Origin of the sequence: Micromonospora parastrephiae (assembly GCF_016802865.1) — a bacterium.
In the GTDB taxonomy this organism is placed as follows: Bacteria; Actinomycetota; Actinomycetes; order Mycobacteriales; family Micromonosporaceae; genus Micromonospora; species Micromonospora parastrephiae.
Genome location: NZ_JAEVHM010000019.1, coordinates 40,570 through 55,236, shown reverse-complemented (window position 1 = coordinate 55,236; position 14,667 = coordinate 40,570). Strand labels below are relative to the sequence as shown.

General features: G+C 72.6%; 13 protein-coding genes and 4 pseudogenes. 7 read left to right on the top strand and 10 right to left on the bottom strand.

Going from position 1 to position 14,667, the window contains the following annotated elements; genetic code table 11:
* Positions 1 to 255: 255 nt before the first annotated feature.
* Both JNW91_RS06925 and JNW91_RS06920 read left to right on the top strand, forming a co-directional pair.
* Positions 256 to 2,351, top strand: a pseudogene (locus JNW91_RS06925) (S9 family peptidase).
* 19 nt (positions 2,352 to 2,370) lie between these two features.
* A complete protein-coding gene (locus tag JNW91_RS06920) occupies positions 2,371 to 2,538 on the top strand; it encodes a hypothetical protein (protein ID WP_203174076.1) in 168 nt (55 codons plus the stop codon).
* 1 nt (position 2,539) lies between these two features.
* Here the strand turns inward: JNW91_RS06920 and JNW91_RS06915 are convergent, their stop codons facing one another.
* Genes JNW91_RS06915 through JNW91_RS06905 form a run of 3 tightly spaced genes read right to left on the bottom strand, consistent with a single transcriptional unit; the run spans position 2,540 to position 5,294 of the window.
* Positions 2,540 to 4,063, bottom strand: a complete 1,524-nt coding sequence (locus tag JNW91_RS06915) for an FtsX-like permease family protein (protein ID WP_203174075.1) — start codon at positions 4,061 to 4,063, stop codon at positions 2,540 to 2,542.
* A complete protein-coding gene (locus JNW91_RS06910; protein ID WP_203174074.1) occupies positions 4,060 to 4,761 on the bottom strand; it encodes an ABC transporter ATP-binding protein in 702 nt (233 codons plus the stop codon). Before JNW91_RS06910 ends, JNW91_RS06915 begins: the two co-directional genes overlap by 4 nt.
* Positions 4,758 to 5,294: a PadR family transcriptional regulator gene (locus JNW91_RS06905; protein WP_203174073.1), complete on the bottom strand. Its 537-nt coding sequence runs from the start codon at positions 5,292 to 5,294 to the stop codon at positions 4,758 to 4,760. The genes JNW91_RS06910 and JNW91_RS06905 overlap by 4 nt, the downstream gene beginning before the upstream one ends.
* Positions 5,295 to 5,425: 131 nt before the next feature.
* Between JNW91_RS06905 and JNW91_RS06900 the strand changes: the two genes are divergently transcribed.
* A complete protein-coding gene (locus tag JNW91_RS06900; protein WP_407664270.1) occupies positions 5,426 to 5,560 on the top strand; it encodes a hypothetical protein in 135 nt (44 codons plus the stop codon).
* Positions 5,561 to 5,576: 16 nt separating this feature from the next.
* Here the strand turns inward: JNW91_RS06900 and JNW91_RS06895 are convergent, their stop codons facing one another.
* From JNW91_RS06895 to JNW91_RS06870, 6 genes and pseudogenes are all read right to left on the bottom strand, one after another.
* A complete protein-coding gene (locus tag JNW91_RS06895) occupies positions 5,577 to 7,115 on the bottom strand; it encodes a SpoIIE family protein phosphatase (protein WP_203174072.1) in 1,539 nt (512 codons plus the stop codon).
* Between the two features lie 2 nt (positions 7,116 to 7,117).
* Positions 7,118 to 8,477, bottom strand: a pseudogene (locus tag JNW91_RS06890) (sensor histidine kinase).
* A pseudogene (locus tag JNW91_RS06885) lies at positions 8,474 to 9,486 on the bottom strand (SpoIIE family protein phosphatase). Before JNW91_RS06885 ends, JNW91_RS06890 begins: the two co-directional pseudogenes overlap by 4 nt.
* Positions 9,483 to 9,902: an ATP-binding protein gene (locus JNW91_RS06880; protein ID WP_203174071.1), complete on the bottom strand. Its 420-nt coding sequence runs from the start codon at positions 9,900 to 9,902 to the stop codon at positions 9,483 to 9,485. Before JNW91_RS06880 ends, JNW91_RS06885 begins: the two are co-directional and overlap by 4 nt.
* Positions 9,899 to 10,309 (bottom strand): STAS domain-containing protein, encoded by a 411-nt coding sequence (locus tag JNW91_RS06875; protein WP_203174070.1) that lies wholly within the window; start codon positions 10,307 to 10,309, stop codon positions 9,899 to 9,901. Before JNW91_RS06875 ends, JNW91_RS06880 begins: the two co-directional genes overlap by 4 nt.
* Entirely contained in the window at positions 10,309 to 11,169 is an 861-nt protein-coding gene (locus tag JNW91_RS06870) for an STAS domain-containing protein (RefSeq protein WP_203174069.1), read from the bottom strand. The genes JNW91_RS06875 and JNW91_RS06870 overlap by 1 nt, the downstream gene beginning before the upstream one ends.
* Positions 11,170 to 11,334: 165 nt before the next feature.
* On the opposite strand from JNW91_RS06870, the gene JNW91_RS06865 reads away from it, so the two are divergent.
* Complete coding sequence (locus JNW91_RS06865) at positions 11,335 to 11,691, top strand: STAS domain-containing protein (RefSeq protein WP_007454464.1); 357 nt, start codon at positions 11,335 to 11,337, stop codon at positions 11,689 to 11,691.
* Positions 11,692 to 11,704: 13 nt separating this feature from the next.
* Here JNW91_RS06865 and JNW91_RS06860 read toward each other — a convergent pair.
* Positions 11,705 to 12,857, bottom strand: a pseudogene (locus JNW91_RS06860) (MFS transporter).
* Positions 12,858 to 13,033: 176 nt separating this feature from the next.
* Here JNW91_RS06860 and JNW91_RS06855 point away from each other — a divergent pair.
* The 3 genes from JNW91_RS06855 to JNW91_RS06845 all read left to right on the top strand — a co-directional run bounded on the left by JNW91_RS06855 (position 13,034) and on the right by JNW91_RS06845 (position 14,554).
* A complete protein-coding gene (locus JNW91_RS06855) occupies positions 13,034 to 13,726 on the top strand; it encodes a FadR/GntR family transcriptional regulator (protein ID WP_203174068.1) in 693 nt (230 codons plus the stop codon).
* A 39-nt stretch (positions 13,727 to 13,765) separates the two neighbouring features.
* On the top strand, positions 13,766 to 14,224 hold the full coding sequence (mscL, locus tag JNW91_RS06850) for a large conductance mechanosensitive channel protein MscL (RefSeq protein ID WP_203174067.1): 459 nt from the start codon (positions 13,766 to 13,768) through the stop codon (positions 14,222 to 14,224).
* A gap of 81 nt (positions 14,225 to 14,305) precedes the next feature.
* Complete coding sequence (locus tag JNW91_RS06845) at positions 14,306 to 14,554, top strand: hypothetical protein (protein ID WP_203174066.1); 249 nt, start codon at positions 14,306 to 14,308, stop codon at positions 14,552 to 14,554.
* The last annotated feature ends 113 nt before the right edge of the window (positions 14,555 to 14,667 follow it).

Here is a 14,667-nt window from a genome sequence, read left to right as displayed (position 1 = left end):
GTGCGGGCCGCCGGGCACGGCCACCCAGCGCGCCGGACGCCCCGCCACCTCGTCGGCCGGCCCGCCGAGCCGGGAGAACGGCGGACCGCAGATCGCCGCCAACCGCCGGGTGATCTCAAGGGCTCCGGACCGGCCGAGGGAACTCGCTGCTGCCGCCATGCCGGCCATCGTACATGTGTTCTAAAGACGTGGTGGTGGATATCGGGATGCCGCTGGTCCGGCGCGCGGAGCGGGCCGGCCGGTAACGTGGCCGCCGTGACCACCGAGACTGCCCGCCCGCGGCGAAGCGGGTGCCCACCGAGCGCACCCACCACGGCGACACCGTCGTCGACGAGTACGCCTGGCTCGCCGCCAAGGACGACCCGGAGACGATCGCCTACCTGACCGCCGAGAACGCGTACACCGAGGCGCGCACGGCGCACCTGGCCGAGCTGCGCGCCGACCTGTTCGAGGAGACCCGCCGGCGCACCCGGGAGACCGACCTGTCCCTGCCGACCCGCAAGGGCGGGCACTGGTACTACACCCGGACCATCGAGGGTCAGCAGTACGGCGTGCACTGCCGCCGCGCGGTCCGTGCCGGCGAGACCGACCCGCCGGTCAGCGCGGATGGCGCCCCGCTCGACGACGAGGAGGTGCTGCTCGACGGCAACCTGCTGGCCGAGGGGCACGACTTCTTCTCCCTGGGCGCCTTCGACGTCAGCCCCGACGGCCGCTGGCTGGCCTACTCCACCGACTTCTCCGGCGACGAGCGGTTCACCCTGCGCGTGAAGAACCTGACCACCGGCGAGCTGCTGCCGGACGAGGTGCCGGACACCTTCTACGGCACCGCCTGGTCGGCGGACGCGTCGGTGCTGTTCTACGTGACGGTCGACGACGCCTGGCGCCCCAACCGGGTCTGGCGGCACACCGTCGGCTCGGCCGCCGCCGACGACGTGGTGGTCCACCAGGAGGACGACGAGCGGTTCTGGGTCGGCGTGGAGCTGGCCCGCTCCGAGAAGTTCATCCTCATCGACATCCACAGCAAGATCACCAGCGAGGTGCTGGTGATCCCGGCCGGCAACCCGGCCGGCGCGCCAGCCGTGATCGCGCCGCGCCGGCAGGGCATCGAGTACACCGTGGAGCACCACGGCCACCGCTTCCTCATCCTGCACAACGACGACGCCGAGGACTTCGCGTTGGCGTTCACCTCGGCGGACGCCCCGGGCGACTGGGTGCCGCTGATCGAGCACACCCCCGGCACCCGGCTGGAGGCGGTGGACGCGTTCGCGAACCACCTGGTGGTGTCACTGCGCACCGACGGGCTCACCGGCCTGCGGGTGCTGCCGATCGGCAGCGACGACGCGTACGACATCGACTTCCCCGAGCCGCTGTACAGCGTCGGGCTGGACGCCAACCCGGAGTACCGCACCGGGCAGATCCGCCTGCGCTACTCGTCGCTGGTCACCCCCGACTCGGTGTACGACTACGACCTGGTCACCCGGCAGATGGTGCTGCGCAAGCAGAAGCCGGTGCTGCCCGGGCCGGACGGACGGCCGTACGACCCGGCCGAGTACGAGCAGCACCGCGACTGGGCGCTCGCCGACGACGGCACCCGGGTGCCGATCTCGCTGGTCTGCCGGGTCGGCACTCCCCGGGACGGCTCGGCGCCGTGCGAGCTGTACGGCTACGGCTCCTACGAGGCCAGCATGGACCCGTGGTTCTCGGTGCCCCGGCTGTCCCTGCTGGACCGGGGCGTGGTCTTCGCGGTGGCGCACACCCGGGGCGGCGGTGAGCTGGGCCGGCGCTGGTACGACCAGGGCAAGATGCTGGCCAAGAAGAACACCTTCACCGACTTCGTCGCCTGCGCCCGGCACCTGGTCAAGGCCGGCTGGACGGCCAGCGACCGGCTGGTCGCCCGGGGTGCCTCGGCCGGCGGTCTGCTGATGGGCGCGGTGGCCAACCTCGCGCCGGACGCGTTCGCCGGGATCGTCGCGCAGGTGCCGTTCGTGGACGCGCTCACCTCGATCCTCGACCCGTCACTGCCGCTGACCGTCACCGAGTGGGAGGAGTGGGGCAACCCGCTGGACGACCCCGAGGTGTACGCGTACATGAAGTCGTACACGCCGTACGAGAACGTGGCGCCGGTGGACTACCCGGCGATCCTCGCGGTGACCAGCCTCAACGACACGCGGGTGCTCTACTCGGATCCGGCGAAGTGGATCGCGCGGCTGCGGGCGACCGCGCCGCAGGGCGACTACCTGCTCAAGACGGAGATGGGCGCCGGGCACGGCGGGCCGAGCGGCCGCTACGACGCGTGGCGCGAGGAGGCGTTCATCAACGCCTGGATCCTGGATCGCCTGGGCCGCGCCTGACGGTGACGGGGCGGCGGCGATGACCGACGAGGACGAGCGCGGGCCGGCACCCGGGGAAGCTCCCCGGCGTGCCTCCGCGTGGATGATCCTCGCGGTGGTCGCCGCCGCCCTGCTCGTCTGCTGCTGTTCCGCCGCCGTCGGACTGCTGATCTCCTGGTCCGCCGGCCTCTTTCACACCCCGACCTGACTCAGGCCGCGCGCAGCTCGTCCAGGGCGGTGCTGGAGTGGAGGAAGAGCAGACCGACGCCGACCGTCACCAGCACGGCGGCCGTCGCGCCGGCGCCGAGCCAGGCCAGGTGCTCCAGCGGTACGTCCGGAACGCGCTCGACCGGCGGCGTCTCCACGACCCGCGTGTACTGCGCGCTGGTTGCCGGGTCGTCGCACAGCGCTGCGGAGGCCTCGCAGACCCCGACCGAGGACCCGCTCGACGCCACCCGCCCGAACAGTCCCCTGCCGAGCAGCGTCCCCACGGTGAGCGCGAGCAGGATCGCCGGTACCGCCGGGGTCAGCGCCTGCCAGGCCACGGACCGGCTCAGCGTGGCTCGCGGCACCCCCGTGGCGACCAACGCGGCGTACGCGCGTCGGCGGGCGACGATCCCCTCGACGACCGCGACGATCAGCCCGCCCGAGGCGATCAGTACGGCCACCGCCACGGCGACGTCCACCAGATCCATGGTCGACAGGTAGAACGGGTCGGAACCCCCGGCTGCCCCGGCGAGCTGGTTCTGCTCCCGGTCGAGCGCGTCCTGAGCGGCGAAGTAGGCCCGCAGGACAGCCGCGCCGGCACCGAAGATCACCGCCGCCAGCAGCGCGGCGAACGTGCGGCTGCCGGCCCAGGGGTCCGCCATGAGCCGTCCCGCCGCGAGCAGGGCCGGCGGACGGCGGGCGTACCGACGCATCAACCGGCCACAGGTGTACGAGATCCAGCCGGTGCCGATCACCACCCCGATCATCGCGGTGAGGCCGCCCACCAGCAGCAGCAGCGGCACCAGCCGGAGCAGCACGTCGTTGTCGTCGTTCAGGCGGCTCAGCACGGGCCTGATCGCCGCAACGGTGAGCAGGCCCCCCGCGATCAGCACCCCGGCCCATGGACGCGGCCCCCGCTCCCGGCCTGCCCTGCGGCTGACCCCGAGCGGGCTGGTGGTCACCGTGCGCAGCAGGACGCCGGTGGCCAGCGCCGCGACCACCGGCAGGCCCAGCACCACCGCGGCCACCGCACCGGTCGACGGCAACACGTCGGTGGGCAGCGCGAGCTGACCCTGCGCGTCCGGCCGGTGCAGCAACTCGCGGCCGCCCAGGTAGACGCCCAGCCCGGCGAGCGTGCCGAGCAGGGCGGCCACGCCGGTCTCCAGCACCGCCAGCCGGGTGACCTGACCAGGGGTGGCGCCGGCCAGCCGGAGCGCCGCCAGCCGGCGGTCCCGGGCCGGCGCGCCGAGCCGGGCGCACTGACCGGCCAACGCCAGCACCGGGATGGTCAGCATCAGCAACGCGAACGCCGTCCCGCCGCGAAGCCCGGGCTCGCGCAGCAGCGCATTGCGGTACTGCTCCGACTCCGCCCAGGCGTCGCCGGGCGGCTTCTCGATGGCCAGCACGGTGAGCGCCGCCAGCCCGGCCAGGGTCGCCAGCAGGGCGCTGAGCGCCGTGAGCACCACCCGAGCCGTGTCGGTGCGGGTGCCGGCGAGGGCGAGGCGGACCAGCGTCCCCGCTCTCACCGGGCACCGCCGGCCAGCGGCACGTCGAGCCCCAGGCCGGTGTGATCCACCAGGCCGTCGCGCAGCACGATCTCCCGATCGGCGTACGCGGCAATCCGCGGCTCGTGAGTGACCAGCACGACGGAGGTGTGCTGCTCACGGGCGAGCCGGACCAGTTGGGTGAGAACCTGCTCCCCGGTGAGCGTGTCCAGCGCACCGGTGGGCTCGTCGGCGAAGAGCACCCGGGGCTCGGTGACCAACGCCCGCGCCGTGGCGCAGCGCTGCTGCTGACCGCCGGACATCTCACCCGGCCGAACGTCGGCCAGGTCGGCCACCCCGAACCGCTCCAGCCAGGTGAGCGCCGCCGTCCGTGCCTCTCGCCGCCCCGTGCCGGCGAGAAGCAGGGGCAGGGAGACGTTCTCCGCCGCGGTCAGCTCGGCGACCAACTGGCCGAACTGGAACAGCACCCCGAATTCGGTGCGCCGCAACCGGGACCGGGCCGCCTCCGACCAGGTGTCGATCCGGTGGCCGCGCCAGGTGACCTCACCGACGTCCGGGCGGAGGATCCCGGCCAGGCAGTGCAGCAGGGTCGACTTGCCGCAGCCACTCGGACCGGTGACGGCGACGATCTCACCCTCGGCCACGTCGAGCGTCACGCCACGCAGGGCGGGCGTCGGGCCGTACGCCCGAACCACGCCGCGAGCCTGGAGTTGCGTCACGGGTGCACCTCCCGGTGCCAGTCGGCGACCCGGTCCAGGGTGGCGCGCAGCCACCGCAGGTCGGCGTCGAGGTGGGCGATCGCGAAGTCGGCCGCGACCACATCGCTGAGGGTGGCGGCCGGATCGGCCTTGACCCTGGTCAACTCGCGCAGCCGTGCGCTGTGCGCGGCGCGCTGGGCGGTCAGGTAGGACCGGGCCCGGTCGACGTCGGCGACCAGCAGCGCCACCACGACCTTGGTGAAGAGGGTGCTGGCCACGTACGGCATGGGTGGCTCCACGGTGGACAACCACTCGTCCAGCGTGGCCCGACCCTGGCCGGTCAGCGCGTACGCCGTGCGGTCCGGTCCGGCCGCCCGGTCCTGACCGGCGGCGGTCACCAGACCGTCGCGTTGCAGGCGGCCGAGGGTGGCGTAGACCTGCCCGAAGGCCAGCGGCCGGGCCCGGGGCAGCCGCTCGTCATGCGCACGCTTCAGGTCATACCCGTGCCGGCTCCCACCGGCGAGCAACCCGAGCAGTACGTGCGGCGTGGACACACCGCCCACTATTCACCAAGCGAATACCCAAGTCAACGACCCACCACCCCGCCCACCCCTGTTGATCAAAGGGTTCGCGTCACCGAAGCATCGGAATCTGACGCAATCCTCTTGATCACCGCGGCGAGAGGGTGGCCGCTGGCGCCCCACTGAACTGGGCGGATCTCGCCGCCGACCTCGGCTACAGCGACCAGGCCCATCTGGTCCGCGACCTCACCGCCGTCGCCGGCGTGTCACCCGCCGCGTACGCCCGCTCGGTGCACTGACACCAGCACCGTCGGCTCAGCGACGTCGCAGCACGACCACGGCCACGTCGTCCTGGATCTCCGGTGGGGCCAGCTCCACCAGCAGCCGCTCGCAGAACCGGTCCAAATCCTCGTCGACGGTGCCGGTCAGCGCGGCGAGCGCGGCCAGCCCCTCGTCGATGGTGGCGTCCCGCCGCTCGATCAGCCCGTCGGTGTAGAACACCAGCGTCGCCCCGGCCGGCAGCACGAACTCCAGGTCGGCCGGGCGGGGCGCGCGGACGCCGAGCAGCGGCGCCGAATGCTGCACGAACTCGACCTTGCCGTCCATGCTCAGCACCGGTGGAAGGTGGCCGGCGCTGGCCAGCCGGACCCGCCCGGTCGGCGGGTGCAGCAGCAGCACGCAGAGCGTGGCCAGCTCGTTCGGCAGGAGGGTCCGCATCAGCTCGTTGACCCGGTGCAGGATCTCGCCGGGCTGGTGTCCCTCGACCGCGTACGCCCGCACCGCGTGTCGCAGCTCGGCCATCACGGTCGCCGCGTGCAGGGAGTGGCCGGCCACGTCGCCGATCGCCAGCAGCAGGTGCCCGTCGAGCATCACCAGCTCGTAGAAGTCGCCACCCACCTCGGTCTGCGCGCTGGCCGGCTCGTAGCGCACCGCGAGGTCCAGTCCGGCGACATCGGGCAGCCCGCGTGGGAGGAGGCTGCGCTGGAGGGTGACGGCGATCCGGTGTTCCTCGTCGAACGAGCGCTGCGCCTCCACCGCCGCCGCCACCGCCTGGGCGAGCTGGACCAGCACCGGGGTACGGGCGGTCTGGGTGGCGGTGGGCACCGCCACGTACAGCGGGGCCCGGTCCTCGCGGAGCCGGGCGGCGGCCACCGTCACCGAGTCGCCCGCCGGCCAGTCGACCAGCCCCCACTGCGCCGGCTCCTGGACCCGCACGGTCGCGCCGGTCGGCACTCCCGTGTCGTCGACGACCCACGGCACCACGGCGGCCACCGCGCCGGGACCGGCGCAGATCCCGGCGAGACAGTCACCGTCGAACGTCTCCGCGATCACCGCCGCCGGGCTCTTGAAAATCCGCGCGGCACCCTCGGCGGCGGTCTCCAGCAGCCGGACGAAGGTCGGGGCGGCGTGCACCGCCACCGTCGTGTCGGCCAGTACGAGCAGCCGCTCGGCGAGCAGTTCGGCGCGCTTCCGGGCCTGGTAGTAGCGCAGGACCGCCCGGGTGGTGGCGATCAGCTCCTCCGGCTCGATGGGCTCGGTGAGGTAGGCGTCCGCACCCCGGGTGAGGCCCTGGGCGCGGTCGGCCACGTCGACGGCGTGCGCCGACACGTGGATCACCGGCATCGCCTGATGCCGCTCCTTGATTCGTTCGCAGACCTCGTACCCGCTGAGGTCGGGCAGCCGGACGTCGAGCACCACCAGGTCGATCCGGTCCACCTCGACCCGGGCCAGCGCCTCGGCGCCGTTCTCGGCCTCCAGCACGGTGAACCCGGCCCGGGTCAGCCAACTGACCAGCAGGTAACGCTTGGTGCGACTGTCATCGACCACCAGGACGGTCGCCGGCGTGCCGTCCACCGTCACGCTCCGCCAGCGGGTAGGGATACCGTGAACGTGCTGCCACGGCCCTGTTCGCTGGCCAGTTCCAGCGTCCCGCCGAGCAGCGTCACCAACCGCCGGGCGTACGGCAGGCCCAGGCCGGTGCCACCGACTCGGGTGGTGCCCGGCACCTGGTAGAACTCCTCGAAGATCCGATCGTGCAGTTCCGGGGCGATGCCCGGACCGGTGTCGCTGACCTGGAAGTTCCACCGGTCGTCGCGCTGCTCGGCCCGCAGCCGCACCTCACCGCGCTCGGTGAACTTCAACCCGTTGTGCAGCAGGTTGCGCAGCACCTGGCCGAGCAGCACCTCGTCGGTGCGCAGCAGGGCCGGCGCGGCCGGCTCCTCCACCACCAGCTCCACCCCGGGGCGGGTGGCCAGCGCGCGCAACGTGCCGCGCAGTTGGCCGAAGACCGGACGCAGATCCACGTCCTCCCAGTCCGGCTCGATCCGGCCGGACTCGGCCTTGGCCAGGTCCAGTAGTTCGTTGACCAGCCCGAGCAGATCCTGAGCCGAGGAGCGGATCAGACCGACCTGGCGTGCCTGCTCGGCGGTGAGCGGGTCGGAGGACGAGTCGGAGAGCAGCCGTCCCAGCCCGATGATCGCGGTGACCGGGGCGCGCAGCTCGTGGCTCACGTTGGCCAGGAACCGGCTCTTCGACTCGCTCGCCGCGCGCAGCTGGGCCGACTTCTCGTCCAGCTCGGCGTAGAGGGCGACCACACCCCGGTTGGTCTCCTCCAGCTCCTCGGTGAGCTGGTTGTAGAGCGCCAGCACACCACGGTTGGTCTCGGCCAGCTCGTCGTTCAGCACGGCCAACTCGTCGCGCTGGCTGCGTACCTCGTCGAGCGCCGCGACGAGCTGCCCGTTCTGGACGGTCAACTCGTCCAGAAGGTTGGCCGGCGCGATGCGGCCGAGCTCGGTACGGAACTCGGCGAGCCGCTCCGGGGTCGGCGCCGGCGCGTTGGCCGGGACTCGTCGGGACATCCTCACGACCGTAACCCCCTCGACGTCGACACGCTGAGTGTGTCGACCAGTCGGGACACCGCGCCGGACTGCGGCTCGTACCGGCCGCCGGGCAGCGGGGTCACCGGGGCCAGGTCGGCGCGGAGGTGGAACCGGCCGTCGGCGCCCGCGTCGACGTGGAACGCGACGTCCGCGCCGTCGCTCGTTCGCAGCAGGTCGCGGGCCACCTCGCTGAGCGCGGTGGCGATCCGGACCTGGTCCTGGTGTTCGAGGCCGACCACCGCGGCCACTCGCGGCCCCGCTGGCGGATCACGAAGATGTCCTGCTCGACCCGCAGCGCCATCTGCAACAGCGGCAGCGCGGCCGGCTCGGCGGTCATGTCCAGGACCTCGCGACCAGTACGCAGGCGTCGTCGCGTCGCACACCGGCGTCGCGCAGGAGAGTCGCCGCCATGACCAGCGGTGACCGCTCGGCGAGACCGGGGTAGTCGGTCAACCGCCACCGGTCGACCACCCCGTCGCTGTGCATCACCAGCCGGCGCCCGGACCGAACGGGTAGTCGTACTCCCGGACTGACGGCCGCTGGTGTCCGGCGATGCCGGGCAGCGACACGAGCCCCCGGCGCTGACCGTCACCCTCGACGACCATGCCGGAGATGTTGCCCAGGCCGGCGTAGTGCAGGACACCGGAGGACGGCACCAACTCGGCGACTGCGAGCGCCGCGCCACGGGTGTGCGACATGCTCCGATGCAGGTGTCCGACCACAGCCGCCGGCGGGCCGGCCGGTGCGTCGCGGAACGCGGCCAGCGCCGCGTCGGTAGCGCCGGCAGCCAGTGGGCCATGCCCCAACCCATCGCTGACCAGCACCTGGTGCCGCCCGTCGGCGACCCGGACGGCGTACCCGTCGCCGCTGACCGTCTCGCCGGTGAGCGGCCGGGCGAGGGCACCGGCCCAGGACGGCCGCGCCGGCTCCGCCGGCCAGACCTGCACGGCGAGGACGGTGCCCCGGCCGGGCAGCGAGTAACCGTCGAACCAGCTGGCCTGCCGGACGATCGCGCCGAGGCCGATGCCGAGGGTGCCGGTGGTGGAGTGCCCGTCCCGGGACGAGACGGTCAGGTCGGCCATGCCGGGCCCGGAGTCGATGGCGACCAGCTCCACGCCGGCCTCCCCGGCACGGCGAACCGGCCGGAGCAGCAGGACACCGTTGTCGGCGTGCTTGACCAGGTTGCTGGTCAGCTCGGCGGCGACGATGGCGAGATCGGCGACGCGCGCATCACCCATCTCCACCTGCGAGCCGAGGCGTTCGGCGGCGCGCCGGACGGCGCTGGCGGCGCTGCCGGCCTCCACCCGGAACCAGATGCCACTGTCGGTGACCGCGTCGCCGTTCACCGGGACCACTTGGTGACCGTGATGCGCGTACCGGTCTCCGCGGACGTCTCGATCTGGAACTCGTCGACCAGCCGGCGGGCGCCGCTGAGGCCGAGGCCGAGGCCGCCGCCGGTGGTGTAGCCGTCGGTGAGGGCCAGATCCAGGTCGGGGATGCCCGGCCCGGAGTCGGCGAAGACGATCTGGACGCCCTTACGTCGGCCGTTGTCCACGATCGTCACGTCGACCGAGCCGCCGCCGCCGTACACCAGGGTGTTGCGGGCCAGCTCGCTCGCCGCGGTGACCACCTTGGTCTGGTCGACCAGGGACAGCTTGACGGCCACCGCCACGGAACGGACCAACTGCCGGACGCGCACCACGTCCTCGTCGCTACGGATCGCCTGTGCCTGCGGCTGGCCCAGGTCGACGCCCGCGGTCACGGCGTGGCCGTCTCGGCGTCCGGATCGTCGTCGAGCTGGTATTCGAGCTCGTCGGCGCGGGCCGCCGCGATCAGTTCCATGCCGCGTTCGACGTTCAGCGCGGTACGGATGCCGTTCAGCGACAGCCCCAGTTCGACAAGGGTGATGGCGACGGCGGGACGCATCCCGACGACCACCGTCTCCGCGTCGAGCACCTTGGAGATCGACGCGATGGTGGAGAGCATCCGGCCGACGAAGGAGTCGACGATGTCCAGGGCGGTGATGTCGATGATGACGCCGTGGCAACCGGTGGCCACGATCCGCTCGGCGAGATCCTCCTGGAGCTGGACCGCGGTCTGGTCGGACATGTCGAGTTGGATGGAGACCAGCAGGATGTCGCCGATCTTGAGGATCGGCACGCGTTCCATCAGGCGTCCCGGCGTGGCTGGCGGCGAGCGGTCTCCACCCCGGTGAGCCGCAGCACGTGGCGCAGCGCGTCGGCGAGGCTCGCCTTGGTGGCGATGTCGCCGAACTCGATGCCGAGCGCGACGATGGTCTGGGCGATCTGCGGCCGGATGCCGGAGATGATGCAGTCCGCGCCCATCAGCCGGGCGGCCACCACGGTCTTCAGGATGTGCTGGGCGACCTGGGTGTCCACCGCGGGGACGCCGGTGATGTCGATGATCGCGTACGGCGAGCCGGTGTCGACCAGGGTCTGCAGCAGCCGCTCCATGACCACCTGGGCCCGAGCCGAGTCCAGGGTGCCGACCAGCGGGACGGCGACGACGCCCTCCCAGAGCTTGACCACCGGCGTGGAGAGTTCGAGCAGCTGCTCGGCCTGGTCGGCGATCAGGCTCTCGCGGGTGCGGACGAAGCTCTCGAAGGTGAACAGGCCCAGCTCGTCGACCAGGTTGGAGAACGCGATGTAGTCGTGCAGCGCGTCGGCGCCGCCGGCCTCCTGCACCAGCTCGGCCAGCACGTCCTTGAGGGCGAAGATGCTGATCGTGGTCTCGGTGGCGGAGAAGCCCTGCCGGGCTCGGCCACGGGACAGCTCGGAGAGCGCGGCACGCAGCTCGCCGGAGCTCTCGGCGGACAGGTCGATGGCGCCCTGCCCGGCGGTGGTGGCGATGGCGCTGTGCAGATCCTGGACCTGCCGGCGCAACTCGGCCTGACTCAGCCGGCCACGCAACGAACCGGTGACGATCTCGGTCCACCGAGCCGTGACCCGTTCGGCGTGCCCGCCGAGCAGTGCGGCGAGCCGACCACTTTCCTCGGCGTTCAACGCCATTGCGAAACCCCCCTCGACCTGGACCGGGCGGACTCTATCACCGGGATCTGGCGAACTACTTGCCCTGTAGCAACGGAATGACGATGGCCACCGGATGCCGGCTCCCGTTCTGCGTACGACCCCGGTCGTGGGATACCGTTCCCCCGATAACAGGAGGTCTGCCAAATGTCCTTGACGGTGCACACGGAACAGCGCGGCGACGTGGTCGTCGTGTCGGTCGCGGGCGAGCTGGACATGGCGACCGCACCGCAGTTGCAGGATCAGATCACCGACCTGCTCGACAAGGGCCGTAACCGGCTGGTGTTCGACCTGGCGGACGTGTCGTTCTGTGACTCGACCGGTCTGTCGGTCTTCGTCCGCGCCAAGAACAGCTGCGACGAGGCCGGCGGTGTGGTGCGGCTGGCCGCCCCGCAGCGCGGCGTGCTGCGCATCCTCGAGGTCAGCGGACTGGTCGAGGTGCTGCACACCTACCCGACGGTGGATGAGGCCGTCGCCGGCGAACCGACGCCGGCGTCCTCCTGACCGCTGTCGTTCGTCACTCGTCCTCGACGTAGCGCGGACGGGCGATCGCCATGCCCGCCGCCGTCTGCACGGCGAGCGCGGCCAGCAGGAATCCGATCGGCGCGGTCCAGCCTCCGGTGAGCTCGTAGAGGATGCCGACCATCAGCGGGCCGAGGGCCGCGATCACGTACCCGGTGCTCTGCGCGAACGCGGAGAGCGCGACGGTTCCCTCGGCGGTACGCGCGCGCAGGCCGATGGCGGTCAGGATCATCGGGAACGCGCCCTGGCCGATCGCCAGCAGGGTCACCCAGAGCAGCGCGGCTCCGCGCGGGGCGAGCGCCAACCCCAGGTAGGCCAACGTCGACGCGGTGGTCAGCCCGAGCACCAGCGGTCGCAGGCTGGTCAACCGGCCGGCCACGGTGGGCATCAGCAGCGCGATCGGCACGCCGAGCGCGGTCACCCCGGCGAGCAGCAGCCCGGCCGACTCCGGCTGGTAGCCGGCGTCGCGGAACAGCTGGGCCAACCAGCCCATGATCGCGTACCCGCTGAGCGACTGCGCCCCGAAGTAGACCGCCATGGCCCAGCCCAGGCGGGTCCGCGCGGGCCGGACCCGCGTCGGGGGCGGCGACGGCCGCCGCCGGGGTCGCGCGACGCGCGCGCGCCCGGGTCCGCAGCGCCAGCGGCACCCACGGGAGTACGGCCACCGCGGCCATCGCGGCCCAGACGCCCAGCCCGGCCCGCCAGGAGCCGAAGGCGTGCGCGATCGGCACCGCGGAGGCCGCGGCCACCGTCGTCCCCAGGGTCAGCGCCATCGTGTACGCCCCGGTGACCAGGCCGGTGCGATGCGGGAAGTGCTGCTTGACCAGCATCGGCAGGAGGATGTTGGCGACCGCGATGCCGGCCAGCGCCAGCGCGCTGGTGAACACGAAGATCCAGGCCGAGTCGGTGGCGGCCCGGAGCACCTGGCCTGCGGTGAGGGCGAGCATGGCGACCACCAGCACCCGGGCCGGCGCCACCCGGCGGACCAGCCACGGGGTGAGCGCGCCGAGGCCGGCGAACGCGATGGTCGGCAGGGTGGTGACCAGACCGGCCATGGTGCCGGAGAGCCCCAGCCCGTCGCGGACCTCGTCGAGCAGTGCGCCGAGGCTCGTCACCACGGCGCGCAGGTTGAGCGCGACCAGCAGCATCCCGACCAGCACCAGCGCACCGCCGGTCGCCGGGTGCGTCCGACGACCCGCGGGGTCGCGCGCCGGTCGGGTGTCGACGGCGACGGGGGCGGGTGGCGCCGGAGCGGCGGTGGGTGGCGGGGTCATGACCTCTAACCTACAATCATGGGATGAATTTGGGACCGGTGATGTAACCAGTGCCACCGTCGGTTGATTTTCCCTCCGCCCCGCCGGTGCCGCCCCGCGGCCACCGCGTCCGGCAGACCATCGAGCAGCTCCGGGCCCGGATCCTCGGCGGTGAGTGGCCGATCGGCGGGCGCATCCCCACCGAACCCCAGCTCGTCGCCGCCCTCGGCGTGGGGCGCAACACGGTCCGCGAGGCGGTCCGCGCCCTGGTGCACGCCGGAGTGCTGGAGTGCCGGCAGGGCTCCGGCACGTACGTGGTGTCCACCGACGAACTGGCGCCCGTCGTGGCCCGCCGGCTCGGCGACGACCGGATGACCGAGGTCATCGAGGTGCGGCGCGCCTTCGAGGTGGAGGCGGCCCGGCTCGCCGCGCTGCGGCGTACCCCGGCCGACCTGGCGGCGCTCGACGGCGCGCTCGCCGAGCGCGAGGCCACCTGGCACGCGGGCCGGGTCGACGCGTTCGTCGAGGCCGACGCGGCGCTGCACACCGCGGTGGTCGCGGCCGCGCACAACGCCATGCTCGCCGAGCTGTACGCCTCGGTCGGCGCCGCCCTGCGCAGCACCGTCGCCCAGGCGATGGGTGACGCGCTCACCCCTGAGCGCTACGTCGACCACGCCCGGTTGGTCGAGGCGATCCGGGCCGGCGACCCCGGCCTCGCGGCGAGCGAAGCCGGCGCTTTTCTGGAGCCCGCCACCGGGGCATAGGTTGTGCCGGACGGAAAACCGGACACCTCGGGAGTACGGATGCTCAAGGGCTTCAAAGATTTCATCATGCGCGGCAACGTCGTCGACCTGGCGGTCGGCATCGTGATCGGTGCCGCGTTCACGGGCGTGGTCACCCAACTCACCAAGTCCTTCCTCGAACCACTGATCAAGGCCATCGGCGGGGGCACCAGCCTCTCGGCCGGGAAGTGGACGCTCAACGATCAGGTCTTCGACTGGGCGGCGTTCATCAACGCCCTGATCACCTTCCTGCTCACCGCGGCGGTGCTCTACTTCTTCGTGGTGTACCCCATGAACAAGCTGGCCGAGCGGCGCAAGCGGGGCGAGGAGCCGCCGCCCTCCGCGCCGAGCGAGGAGGTCAAGCTGCTCACCGAGATCCGCGACGCCCTGGTCTCCGCCGGCCACGCCACCCCCGGCCAGCAGCGCGGGGCACTGGACGACGTGCTGGGCCGCCGGACCGAACCCCCGGCGCCGCGCTGACTCGAACGGATGCACATCGGCCCCTGTGGGAATCCCGCAGGGGCCGCACGTTCTCGTACGTGTGTTCGATAGAGTCCCGCCATGGAGCAGCGAAAGCACTGGTGGAACGGGAAGTGGGGGCGGCTGGCCCGACGGGACGTCTTCCTGCGGGTGGACGCCGACCGCTGGCACGTCGAGCAGCGGGCCGGCGGCGCGGAGGGCATCTCCCGCTTCTACGAGTACGGCAGTGCGGACGAGGCCGAGGAGACGGTCCGGGCTCTCCTCGACGGCACGGACACCTGGCGGGAGCTGTCCCCGCGCCCGCCGGGCGGCTGGACGACGTCCGGCTGACCCTGGCGTCGCGCCTCGTCGCCCGCCACCGACGCTCCGGGCCCCGGTGGTACCGCTCTCGACGGTGATGACTCTGGGTGGGCCGGTGAGCGCGTTTAGCGGAGCACCGCCCC

Excerpts from the sequence above, each read along its gene's own strand:
- JNW91_RS06920 (WP_203174076.1), top strand. The coding sequence starts at position 2,371 with ATGACCGACGAGGACGAGCGCGGGCCGGCACCCGGGGAAGCTCCCCGG.
- JNW91_RS06875 (WP_203174070.1), bottom strand. The coding sequence starts at position 10,309 with ATGGAACGCGTGCCGATCCTCAAGATCGGCGACATCCTGCTGGTCTCC.
- JNW91_RS06870 (WP_203174069.1), bottom strand. The coding sequence starts at position 11,169 with ATGGCGTTGAACGCCGAGGAAAGTGGTCGGCTCGCCGCACTGCTCGGC.
- JNW91_RS06865 (WP_007454464.1), top strand. The coding sequence starts at position 11,335 with ATGTCCTTGACGGTGCACACGGAACAGCGCGGCGACGTGGTCGTCGTG.
- mscL (WP_203174067.1), top strand. The coding sequence starts at position 13,766 with ATGCTCAAGGGCTTCAAAGATTTCATCATGCGCGGCAACGTCGTCGAC.
- JNW91_RS06845 (WP_203174066.1), top strand. The coding sequence starts at position 14,306 with ATGGAGCAGCGAAAGCACTGGTGGAACGGGAAGTGGGGGCGGCTGGCC.